The 12,430-nt window shown below is 43.2% G+C and carries 7 protein-coding genes; 3 read left to right on the top strand and 4 right to left on the bottom strand.

Going from position 1 to position 12,430, the window contains the following annotated elements; genetic code table 11:
• Positions 1 to 20: 20 nt before the first annotated feature.
• Together F0475_RS04700 and F0475_RS04695 are read right to left on the bottom strand one after the other, a co-directional pair.
• Entirely contained in the window at positions 21 to 758 is a 738-nt protein-coding gene (locus F0475_RS04700) for a GIN domain-containing protein (RefSeq protein WP_155715690.1), read from the bottom strand.
• Positions 759 to 778: 20 nt separating this feature from the next.
• Positions 779 to 1,600 carry an ABC transporter ATP-binding protein gene (locus tag F0475_RS04695; RefSeq protein WP_009435401.1) on the bottom strand — a complete coding sequence of 274 codons (822 nt, stop codon included), beginning with the start codon at positions 1,598 to 1,600 and terminating at the stop codon, positions 779 to 781.
• A gap of 246 nt (positions 1,601 to 1,846) precedes the next feature.
• On the opposite strand from F0475_RS04695, the gene F0475_RS04685 reads away from it, so the two are divergent.
• Complete coding sequence (locus tag F0475_RS04685) at positions 1,847 to 3,250, top strand: C1 family peptidase (RefSeq protein WP_155715714.1); 1,404 nt, start codon at positions 1,847 to 1,849, stop codon at positions 3,248 to 3,250.
• 287 nt (positions 3,251 to 3,537) lie between these two features.
• On the opposite strand, the gene F0475_RS04680 is transcribed toward F0475_RS04685, so the two are convergent.
• Positions 3,538 to 6,705 (bottom strand): glycoside hydrolase family 2 TIM barrel-domain containing protein, encoded by a 3,168-nt coding sequence (locus tag F0475_RS04680; RefSeq protein WP_155715688.1) that lies wholly within the window; start codon positions 6,703 to 6,705, stop codon positions 3,538 to 3,540.
• 169 nt (positions 6,706 to 6,874) lie between these two features.
• Between F0475_RS04680 and F0475_RS04675 the strand changes: the two genes are divergently transcribed.
• Positions 6,875 to 9,610, top strand: coding sequence for a SusC/RagA family TonB-linked outer membrane protein (locus F0475_RS04675; RefSeq protein WP_199879780.1), 2,736 nt, complete (start codon positions 6,875 to 6,877; stop codon positions 9,608 to 9,610).
• A 33-nt stretch (positions 9,611 to 9,643) separates the two neighbouring features.
• On the top strand, positions 9,644 to 11,260 hold the full coding sequence (locus tag F0475_RS04670; RefSeq protein WP_155715687.1) for a RagB/SusD family nutrient uptake outer membrane protein: 1,617 nt from the start codon (positions 9,644 to 9,646) through the stop codon (positions 11,258 to 11,260).
• Positions 11,261 to 11,291: 31 nt separating this feature from the next.
• Here the strand turns inward: F0475_RS04670 and F0475_RS04665 are convergent, their stop codons facing one another.
• A complete protein-coding gene (locus F0475_RS04665) occupies positions 11,292 to 11,939 on the bottom strand; it encodes a SprT-like domain-containing protein (protein ID WP_009435378.1) in 648 nt (215 codons plus the stop codon).
• Between the last annotated feature and the right edge of the window lie 491 nt (positions 11,940 to 12,430).

The following is a 12,430-nucleotide window of genomic DNA, read 5'->3' as shown; positions in this document are numbered from 1 at the left end:
CTAATAAGTCCTTTCTTTATTTATTTTGTTCTACTTGTATTATCGGTAACAGAGGCATTTCCTGTTACTCGTTGTTGTATGCTTTGACGTGTGTTACCATTGAGTGTGATGTCAGCATTGCCTGATAAGGTGAGTGTCACACTGTCGGAATGGTCAAAGTAGGTGTTTACACTGGCGTTACCACTGATGTTGAATTTTGTTGTCTGTGCCGTCAACTTTGCAATGTTAACGTCTGCATTACCAGAGATATCCATGTTCATCTCGCTGACTTTCACTTTGTTGAGTTTGACGCAAGAGTTACCTCTAATGTCAAGTGTCAGTTTGTCTACCTGAAGAGAGTCCTGGAAAGTGAGGGATGTGTTACCTCCTTGATCCACTCTAACGAGTTGTGGGCATGTTACATATACCTTTATTATATCAGCTCCGTCGTTAGAACTATTAAAGAAGATGATCCCTTTTGGTGAAGGGTGATTCCTCTCGTGGATTATGAGGGTATTATTTTTAACCTTGATATCCACATATTCGAGTAGTTTCTCCCTACCTTTTATCTCTACTTGATACTTATTTCCTTGCAAGAAGTATACTTCTGCGTTTCCTCCTAACTCTACATTCTGGAACGCCTCGACGTTCATATCCTTCTTGGTAGGCAGTCCGTAATCGGGTTTCTTTGTGATGCACGAACACAGAGTGATGATTGTTAAAGTCAAGAAAAGGCTGGTTAGGATAGTAGATATCCGTTTGTTGGATTGTTTCTTCATAATGATGTCCTCCTTTATATTTACTTTAGTTTACCTTGAATTGCCGCATTGAATAAGAGTTCTAAGTTGATGTAGGTCTCCTTGTCACCCTCTTTACGCTTACAGATCACGCTGTTTCCTTGTAGAGAAGGTTCAGCATAAAGCACCGAGTTATCCATCTCGCTGGGTTGGAGAACATCGAATCGAAACCTTGAAGTAATAGCTTCCGTTGAATCATTAAGGAGCACTTGTGAGTTGTCCAATATTATGATGTAGTCCAGTAGCTGTTCGACATCATGCACCTGATGAGTTGATATTATCAATGACGAATCATCAGCCATATTGCCTGCAACAACCTTTCGGAAGAGTGTTTTGGATGGGATGTCAAGCCCATTGGTAGGCTCATCCATCAATAGAAGTCGGCATCCTGTGGCAAGTGCGAAACTCATATACACCTTCTTTTTCTGCCCCATGGAGAGCTGCTTCATGTCTACATCTGTGGGCATCTCAAAGTCTTGTAAGCACTTTTCTAAGGTCTGTCTGCTGAAGTTCGGATAGAACTTCTCGTGTACAGCTAAGTAATTCTTGAGACTCATGTCAGGCAAGTTATACTCTTCAGGGACGATGTATATTTCTTGTAACATTGCTGGATAACGCCGCGAAGCGGTGTATCCATCAACAATCACTGTGCCCTTTGATGGCTTTAATAAGCCTGCAATGAGGTAGAGTAGGGTACTTTTTCCCATTCCATTCTTACCTAATAAGCCATAAATACGGCTCTCGTTGAGTTCTAAGTTCAGCCCATCAAACACCTTGTGTTTGCTTCTTGGATAGCTGAAAGAGAGGTTGTTAACTTGAATCATAGTTCCTTCTTGTTTTAAAGGGGTTATGTCTTAAATGTCTTTAAACGCTTGTTTTGATTGTATGTAATGGTGTACTACTTTAATAATACACTGCAAATGTAGTTGAAAAAACGCTTCCTTCCAAATGAATTAATATTTTTTTGCAAAAAAATCAAGGCTTTTTTCCATTTGTTCTTATAGATGGTTTGGGAAATAAGTACTATCTTTGTGAATTGTAATAACCCTATACCAATACAATAAATAATGATGAAAAGAAACATGTTGATTGCTTGTGGGCTATTGAGCATAGCGTTTTCTCTACAAGCACAAACCAAAGATGGAGGTATTGATAAGCAGATGTTACAGCAGATCCAGAAGTCTGGCTTGACTGCTTCTGACCGTGCTTTATCCAATGCGATAGCCACTAATTCGATTGATGACTTGGCTCGAAACTTTCGCAATGCAGGTCCTATTGATACCTATTTCAGTGTTGAAACACCTAAACAAAACATTCAGAACCAAAAGAGCTCAGGGCGTTGTTGGCTCTTTACGGGGCTTAATGTCTTGCGTTCTAAGTTCGCTCGTGCCCATAAGGATACGTTACATGTAGAGTATTCGCATGTCTATCTCTCCTTTTATGACCAGTTAGAAAAAGCCAACCTAATGCTACAGGGCGTTATAGATAATGCTGACAAAGCTATTGACGACCCACGTGTTCAGTTCTTTTTTAAGAACCCCATTGGGGACGGAGGGACGTTTTGTGGAGTTGCAGACCTCGTGGAGAAGTATGGCGTAGTACCGATGGAAATAATGCCAGAAACGTACTCGGCAGAGAACACCTCACGTATGTCTCGCATCATAGCTTCTAAGTTACGTGAGTTCGGATTGGAGCTTCGTAAGATGGTAGCAGATAAGAAATCGAAGGCGAGCATCAAGTCTCGTAAGACAGAGATGTTAGGTACTATCTATCACATCTTGACGCTTTCTCTTGGCGAACCAGTTAAGTCTTTTAACTATGCCTACAAGGATAAGAATGGTAAACAAGTGGGCAAGGTGAAGACTTATACACCGCAGGAATTCTATAAAGAGACCGTTGGTGGTCCTCTTAATGGTACGTTTATTATGGTGATGAATGACCCTCGTCGACCTTATTATAAGACTTACGAGATTGATTACGACCGCCATACTTACGATGGACATAACTGGAAGTACGTTAATCTACCTATGGAGGAGATCGATAAAATGGCTATTGCTTCGTTGAAGGATTCGACTAAGATGTATAGTAGTTACGATGTTGGCAAACAGTTGGATCGCACTCGTGGATACCTCGATACCGATAACTACGATTACGGAACATTGTATGGTACGACCTTCCCAATGGATAAGGCGGATCGCATTGCGACCTTCGATAGCGGTTCAACACATGCCATGACACTTACAGCTGTTGACCTTGACGAGCAGGGACAACCGAAGAAGTGGAAGGTAGAAAACTCCTGGGGAGCTACTTACGGACAGAATGGTTACTTGATAATGACCAATCCTTGGTTTAATGACTATATGTTCCGACTGGTAGTTGATACGAAGTATGTGCCTGCTAATGTACTGAAGGCTGCACAAGAGAAACCTATTATGGTGGTGCCAGAAGACCCATTGTTCCAGGAGGATATGTAGTTTTCTCCACTCTGATAAAGCCTCCCCAAGCCCCCTCCGAAAGGAGGGGATGTTATTAAGGGAATAAGGAGGAATAGTGCGATAAAGGTGTGTGTAAAGTGTAACGAAGCACAGCCTTGTTAGCAACGGACAATAGTTAATAAAGAAAGAAACGCCCTTCTCCATTGGAGAAAGGCGTTTCTTTGATGTGAGGGGAGGCTCTCTTCAAAACAAAGAAAGCCCTCCCTTATTAGTTTCCATTAGAAACTCCTCTTCTTAAGGGAGGTTGGGAGGAGTTTCAAAGAGCCTTATTTACATGGTTGAATCCAAAAGTGTATAGCCCTATTTACCGCTGGTAACTGGTATTGTGGTAGTGGTTCTTCACCCCAAGAGTTGATTCCGCCGACTCCCATCATATAACCATCTAAGGTGAGATTAGTGTACTCTGAAGTTGGAACTTGGTAACTATGGCGTTGGTGTTTCTCCTTTCCTTCATCCAAGTCACTTATGTTGTAATGTAGCGCACTGGCGTAGAATGGAGCTTCGTCGAAGTACACTTTGAATCCAAACTTATCGTTATCTGTCTGCTTCCACCATCTTATGTCACTCTTTGTACCCGTCTCTTGAGGGCGAATGTAAGGGAAGAATTGCTGATCAGCAGATTGCTCGTAGAGCCCTATTCGCTGTGAGTATTTACGATCGGAATAGTTCTCGATAGGTCCACGACCATAGTAAGTGGACTGATCCATGTCGTAAGGTAATTGCATCAACACACCAAAGCGGGGTAGGATAGGTGCCTTCGAACCATCTTTCATTTGCATTTCCATGCTCACATGAAGAGCCCCATCTTGTGCTACATTATATATAAGGTGTAATGTTGCTGCTACATCGGGCATATCATAAACAGCTGTTAGCTGTCTTGTTGCAGGTTCTACAGAGACTTGCTTTAAGTCCATCTTAGGATTGTGCCATACCGCTAGCTTGTTTTGGAAGTTAGCCCCCATATCATTATCTGTAACGGCTCTCCAGAAGTTAGGTTTTAGTGTTCCACCTTCGCCCAAGAGGTTTCTTCCTTCCACTTCATAGCGTGTCAATAGACCCGTCTGACGGCTGAATACAATCTCAAAGTCCTTACTTGTGAAGCTCACCTCACCAGCCTTTACGTTGTCAGAAACCTTAACCTTTGCAGTCGAAACAGGCTCCATCTTGGGCATTGGTTGCCATGGATTCACCTCCATCTGCATACTTGCTACAGTCTGACCAGCCTCCATGAGTGGTTCTGCCGACTTTAGTTTAAAGTCGATATTCAGTAGTCCTTCACCTTCAAAGTCCTGTCCGTTGATTGGAAGAGTGTAAGTAGCAGACTGCTGTGGTTCTATGTCCAGCGTTTCAATCGTACCCTGTTTCACAACTTTCCCCTCGTCCATCAATGACCATTCCATTCGATAGTTATTGAGGTTACGGAAGAAGTATTCGTTATGAACTTGTATCTTTCCTTGCTTCAAGTCAATCGGTTTTGCCCAAATATTCTGATACTCGTATGCAAGTTCATAAGCATGTGGGTTGTATTGACGATCAGGTCCGATGATACCATTGCAGTTGAAGTTGTTGTCTGAAGGGTCATGCTTGTTGTAATCGCCACCATAGGTATATTCCGTTTCAACATTCGCTTCTTTGGCTAATTGCTCATAGTCTTTTGTAGTGCGAGAAGCGTCGAAGTGCGGTGTACGATGTAGACCTTGATCAACGAAGTCCCAGTCAAATCCACCTTGAAACTTAGGATATTTACGAATCAAATCCCAGTATTCTTTGAGGTTACCACCCGAGTTACCCATAGTGTGGTTATACTCACATTGAATCAGAGGACGTGTATAGTTTGGATCCTTAGAATAGGCTTCGCAGTCCTTTGGAGAATAATACATTGGACAGAAGATGTCTGTTGCGTAGCCCTCTTTCTCCGCCCGTTCATACTGCACAGGACGGCTCTGATCTTGTGATTTTATCCAGTCGTAAGCATCGTCAAAGTTCTTACTATAACACGTCTCGTTACCTAAACTCCAAAAGACGATACTAGTGTGGTTGAACTTAGTTCCTACATTGTGTTGATTGCGTTCCATTATCTGTTTCGCAAAGAGAGGAGTACCTGATGGAGCGTCTTTAGCGTACCCGAAGCCATGACTCTCTTGGTTAGCTTCAGCTATAACATATAGTCCGTACTCATCACAAAGGTCATACCACAATGGGTCGTCAGGGTAGTGACAGGTGCGAACAGCGTTGATGTTAAGACGTTTCATAATCTGGATGTCCTGTATCATACGCTCACGTGTAACGAGATAACCGCCATCTGGATCCATTTCATGTCGGTTAGCACCCTTGAAGAGAATGGGTTGTCCGTTGACAAGAACTTGTGAGTTCTTTATCTCCACCTTACGGAATCCTACCTTGAGGGGTATAGTCTCAATGGCTTTACCAGTCTTGGCATCTTCTACATGAACATAGAGATTATAGAGATAAGGTGTCTCTGCCGTCCACTTCTTTGGGTTTCTTAATTCCATCAAAGCCGTTGCTTGCCCTGCTTTATTGGGCGTTACGACCGTCTTATAGACAAGGTTATTATCCGTATCCTCCAATACCAAGAAGGCTTTTGTATTGCCTGTAAGCTGAAGGTTGACGCTGAGTGTACCATCCTTGTAGTCATTTACGAGGTCTGGAGTAATACGGATGTCATCCAAGTGTTGCTTTGCATCACGTGCATAAAGGTAACTTTCACGTGCTACACCGCTAAGTCTCCAGAAGTCCTGATCCTCACAATAACTGCCATCTGACCATCTGAAGACTTGAAAAGCTAGCTGGTTTTTACCCTTCTTAAGGTATTTTGTGATGTCAAACTCAGGTCCAACCTTTGAGTCTTCACTATATCCAACAAACTTACCATTGACCCATAAATAGATACAGGAGGTTACAGAACCAAAGTGAGCAATAACTTGTTTGCCTGTCCAGGTGTCTGGTATTGTGATAGTACGGCGATAAGAGCCGACGTGGTTATCCTGAATCGGAACCTCAGGAGGGTTATTCTTGAAGTTACCACGCCATGCAAAACCCACGTTCACATACACGGGATCACCATAACCATTCATCTCCCAGATACCAGGAACATGTAAGGTCTTCCATTGCGAATCGTCATAATCAGTGCGAAAGAAGTCAGTTGGACGTTGATTAGCATGTTCCACCCAATTAAACTTCCAGTCTCCATCTAATGAGAGATAGTTTGTTGAGAGTTTTCGATCATACTTCTTCAATGCTAATCCTTCGTATGGAGAGAAGGCAAAGAAGTCAGTGTGCGTTGTAAATCGGTTGACGGCATTTGTTTGTAAGTCGTGCCATTCTGTGAAGGTAGGTTCTGTCTGTGGTTGTTGAGCATGTAACCCAGAGGCAGACAAACCTAGCAATAAAGCTGTAAGGATTATCTTTTCCATGTTGGTCAATACTTTAGGTTTCCTTTTTATTATGCTCCTTATATACGTAACACGTATGAGGTAAGCACCAACAAAATTAGCAAAAAATCCTTTAATGAGCGTGTTATCTATCAAAATTTATGTATATTTGCTACACATAACGGCATACATAACATTTATTATCCATAATATGACTAGTCGGTACATCATCGTACGCTCACTTGCTTGTTGCCTTTTGTTGACCCATTCAATAGGGGTAGCACAAGCGCAGAAGAGACATAGGAGCACTCGAAAAGTTCAAACGCAACCTTTATTCCACGTAAATGATACCTTGCCTATCATTGGTTCGATGGCAAAGGTGGGAGCAGAACAAATGAATAAAGGATTGGTAAGTTCGGCACTTGACGCTCTATCAGGTAGGGTTGTGGGTGTAAATATGGTATCTAACGGACAGGACCGAATGGCAATGCTCACAAGTGTGCGTGTCCGTGGTACTACTTCATTAACTGGTGGCAATGACCCACTCGTTATCATTGATGGAGTATCTTCCGACCTAGCCACACTCTCAACTATCTACCCTGCAGATATTGAGAGTTTCACAGTCTTGAAGAATGCTTCAGAAACATCAAAGTATGGTTCTCGTGGTGCTTCCGGTGTCATTGAAGTAAAGACGAAACGCGGTCATGGAGGTAAGTTCCAGATATATTATGATGGAACTATAGGTTTTGAGTCAGTCTATAAACAACTTCGAATGCTGAATGCAACAGAGTATAGAAATGCTGCCAAAGCGTTGGGATTGGTTTATAATGATGGAGGCTTTGATACAGACTTTCAAAAGGAAATTACCAGAACAGGCTTCCTAAATACACATCATATAGCCTTTAGCGGTGGTAGTGATAAGTCGAATTATCGTGCGTCATTAGGTTATATGCGTGGAGAGACCGTTATAAAGAATCGAAGCTACAATAACTTCATCGCCAAGCTAGATATCTCTCAGTTGGCATTTGATGAGAAGTTGAAGATAGACTTTGGTGTCTTCGGCTCGTCTCAACAGGATAATAAGGTCTATGACCTGCACATGCTTGTCTATTCGGCAGCGTCTATGAATCCTACATTAGCCTTTCATAAGGTGGGAGATGGGTGGCAACGCAATAGCAACTCATCGCAGATTGCTGCCCCCGCACCGCTGTTGAAGGAGCGTAACGATGAGCGGAATCTAACTTTCAATACCCATTTGCAATTACAATATCAGCTGTCACATGACTTGAAGCTATCGGCTTTGGGCTCTTATTCCTATACGTCAACTGAGAATGGGAAGTTCGCTCCTACATGGGTATGGGCACAAGGAAGAGCCTATAGAGGAGAGCGTAAGGCAGAGGATCTGTTAGGTAATCTCCAACTCGATTGGAAGCATAGTTGGGACAATCAAGCCCTCTCTGCCACCCTTTTGGCCGAATATCAACAGAGCAAGACAAGGGCTTTCTGGACAGAAGTAAAGGGATTGACTAGTAACCTCTTCGGCTATGATAACCTCGGGGCGGGAGCTGTTCGCCTTTATGAGGGAACAGGCAGTAACTATGCTGATCCTAGTTTAGCATCCGTCATGGGAACACTCTCTTACAATCTCTTGGACCGCTACACATTGAATATGTCAATGCGTGCGGATGGCTCATCAATGGTTGGCAAAGATCACACATGGGGCTTCTTCCCTTCTATTTCTGCATCGTGGAATATGAAGAAAGAGGCTTTCCTGCGTAACGTGAGAGCGATTAGCTTGCTCAATCTGAGGGCTGGTTATGGTAGGTCGGGTAACCTTGGAGCTATCAGTTCTTACCTTTCTTTAAAGCAATATATTCCTATTGGGGTGGTATCGTATAATGGAACTCCAACCACAACAATGGGTATCTTGCGTAATAGTAACCCCGATCTAAAGTGGGAGGTACGCAGTACTTTCAATATCGGAACGGATATGGGTTTCTTTAATAACCGCCTCCTCTTGACCGCCGAATACTATTATTCAAAGACAACCGCCATGCTCTATGAGTATGATGTGCCTGTTCCTGATTTTGCCTTTGATAAGTTATTGGCGAACATAGGCTCTATGTCGAATAGTGGATTTGAGCTTGGTGTGGGTATTGTGCCTATTGCTCGAAAGGACATGGAGCTGAACATCAATGTTAACATGGCTTGGCAGAAGAACAAACTATTGTCCTTGAGTGGTAATTATAAGGGTCACGAGATGACGGCATCGAAGATTACTCCTATTGGCGCAATGGATGGTGCGGGCTTTCATGGGGGGAATAACCACATCTTGTATCAGATTGTTGGGCAGCCACTGGGCGTTTTCTATCTTCCTCACTGCAAGGGACTCGTTGATAACGGGCATGGACACATGAAGTATGACATTGCTGACTTAGATAACAATGGTACAATAGATCTTAGTGACCATGGTGATCGTTATATTGCAGGACAGGCTACTCCAAAGATGACACTCGGCTCTAATATCAGCTTCAGATATAAGAATATCGATGTAACCTTGCAGATGAACGGAGCCTTCGGGCATAAGATATTCAACGGAACGACGCTCTCATACCTCAATATGTCTAACTTCCCTGATTATAATGTGCTGTCTGTTGCACCAGAACGGAACATCGTTGACCAGAATGTGAGCGACTATTGGTTGGAGAAGGGAGACTATCTTAACTTCGATTATCTCACCATTGGATGGAATACTCCTATTAAGAACAAGTACATCCAGTCGTTGCGTTTATCATTCAACATCAATAACCTTGCTACCATCACGGGCTACAGTGGATTGACACCAATGATAAATAGTTACGTAGTAGATAACACATTAGGCATAGATGACAAGCGAACTTATCCTCCTTATCGCACCTTCTCGGTGGGACTAAGCGTTAAGTTCTAATGGAAGCTAGTAATATTTTAAACCCTTCACAGCATGAGATATATTCCACGTTTACTACTCTTTGCGGCTATCTTGACATTCTCTAGTTGCTTGAACGAGCACTCTAAAGGGAGTTTGGACGAAGACCAAGTATTCACATCAGCTAAGGATGTGTATGTGAATGCCGTTGCCACGTTATATAATTATATTGGTGGTAATGCCGATAGTCAGGGCTTGCAAGGCACTTATAGGGGCGTTTATGATTACAACACCTTGACTTCTGACGAGGCACTCATCCCAGTTAGAGGGGGTGATTGGTACGATGGAGGCTTCTGGGAGAACCTTTATCTGCATCGTTGGACGGCTGATGACCAGTCGCTTTACGACACATGGAAGTATCTTTATAAGGTGGTTGTGTTCTGTAATGACGCTTTGAGGATCATAGATAAGAAGCGAGACTTGCTCACCGAGAGCCAATACACTTCCTATCAGGCAGAGGTGAGAGCCTTGAGAGCATTGTTCTACTTCTATACCATGGATATGTTTGGTAACGTACCTTTGGCTACCAGCACGATTGATAACATGAAGGACAGCAAGCAGAGTAGTCGACCTGAAGTATTCAACTTCATTGTCAAAGAGCTACAAGAGGTCGAACCATTCCTGCCGAAGGAACATAGTAACTTGGAAGGAGCCTATTATGGGCGTGTCACACAGCCTGTCGCCGACTTCCTATTGGCTAAGTTAATGCTCAATGCGGAGGTATATACGGATGCTGATTGGACTGACAACCAGCGTCCAAGTGGGACTAATATCTTCTTCACCATTGATGGGCAGCAGCTGAATGCGTGGCAGGCTTGCCAGTATTATTGCGATAAGATAACGGCAGACGGCTACACGTTAGCAAGCGATTATAGCAGTAACTTCGCCGTACACAATGAGACATCAGTAGAGAATATATTTGTGATTCCGATGAACAAGATACTCTATAAGAATCAATTTCAGTATCTTTTCCGCTCTCGTCACTATGCGCATGGTGGCGCAGTGGGCACTTCCTCTGAGAATGGTGCCTGTGCAACGCTTACCGCTGTGCGTACTTTCGGTTACGGAACGAGCCAGGTTGACAAGCGATATACAGCTAATTTATATTCTGACACGGTGCGCGTCGATGGGAAGATTGTACGGCTTGAAGATGGCGAACCGCTTGTCTACATGCCATTGGCTGTCGAGGTGAATTTAACGAATAGCCCATTTATCAAGACAGCAGGTGCCCGTATGGCGAAATACGAGGTGGATAGGAACGCATATAACGATGGTAAGAGCCCCGATAACGATATCGTACTCTTTAGATATGCCGATGTGCTTTTGATGAAGGCAGAAGCAAAAGCGCGTAACGGGGAGGTTGCTGATAACGAACTAAATGCTGTTCGCCAACGCAGTGGGATGGGGTATAGGCAAGCTACCCTCGATAACATCCTAGCCGAAAGACTGATGGAATTGATGTGGGAAGGCTGGAGGCGGAACGATCTCATACGCTATGACCTGTTCCATCGGGCGTATGACCAGAAGACAAATAGCACGAATGAGGCGGATCGGCACACTATTGTGTTCCCCATCCCAACTCGTGTTATGGCATTGAATAAGAGTTTGAAACAGAATAAAGGTTATCGCTAACCTTTGTCCTAATAGTTTGGTAAGATGGAACCTATCCTATGCGTTCCATCTTACTTCTCATTTCTATATATACTTCCAACGATACCTTACGACCACGAAGCGACCGAACACGAGGCATGTCACGGAAGTATTCGTCGTAAGTGTAATACCAGTTATACGTCATAATATCCTTACTTCGACTCACCAGATGGGCAACCTTTCTTGCTGCTGACGGCATAACAGAAGAGAGGAAGTATTGCCTGTCAATCGTCTCTAATGCCAACACGAGAAACTTTCTAGGCTTTTGTGCAATGCGAGTAGGAATATCCTTAGTTTGTGTGGATATGGTGATGTGCCTACCGAAACGCTGATTAATATCATCCATCATCTGACGGAAGATAACGCCATGTGCCGAAGTATCCTTCTGCCCCGTGTAAGCTATATAATAATGTATCATCTCATGGATGAGCACATCATCAATCTCCTCCTTGTTTAACGCATAGTACGTGGAGATGGAAATGGTGTAATCGGAATAAATGGTACGCCTCCAATACGTTCGTCGCTTGCATGCCATCTGCCCGAGACGGGTCTTGCCTCTCGACAATTTAAGCGCAGGCAAGGGAAGTTCCCCGTGAAAGATAAGCTGGTTATAGTGCGTGAATGCCTCTTTAAGATAGGCTATTGTGAGGTTTTGTTTCATATTGAATGTGTGACAATAGTCATTAGTTAGATGGGTTGAATTCTGTATTATAACGGATTCTACACAGCGGTATAATTGAGTATCATACGCATGATATTCGGGTATCACGCTAATGATATTCGAGTATCACATAGGTGATACTCAATTATACACCAGCTGTATAATCGATTGTCTCCTATTGTTACAATCGATTGTCTTCAGTGTGACAATGGATTGTCTTCCGCGTGATAATGAATTGTCTTCCGCGTGACAATGGATTGTACAAGTGTGTACAAAAAGCTAAGTTGTATGTTTCATCGGTTAAAGTGACGTTATATTTCTTGAAAGATGGTATTTACTTCCTCCGTTCATCCTATTTGCTAACGTACGAAGTGAGAGATGTGAGGGCTGGAAAAGGCGGATAAAACGCAATCAAGTAAGGACTGATTGCGCTGTTTGTCCTTACTTGATTGGTATTTAAACATCTACTTCGGATATGGGTTTTATCTATC

The sequence above is a fragment of the Prevotella vespertina genome (genome assembly GCF_009728485.1).
Classification (GTDB): domain Bacteria; phylum Bacteroidota; class Bacteroidia; order Bacteroidales; family Bacteroidaceae; genus Prevotella; species Prevotella vespertina.
The sequence above is the reverse complement of the archived record's forward strand: the minus strand, read 5'-3'. Positions and strand labels throughout refer to the sequence as shown.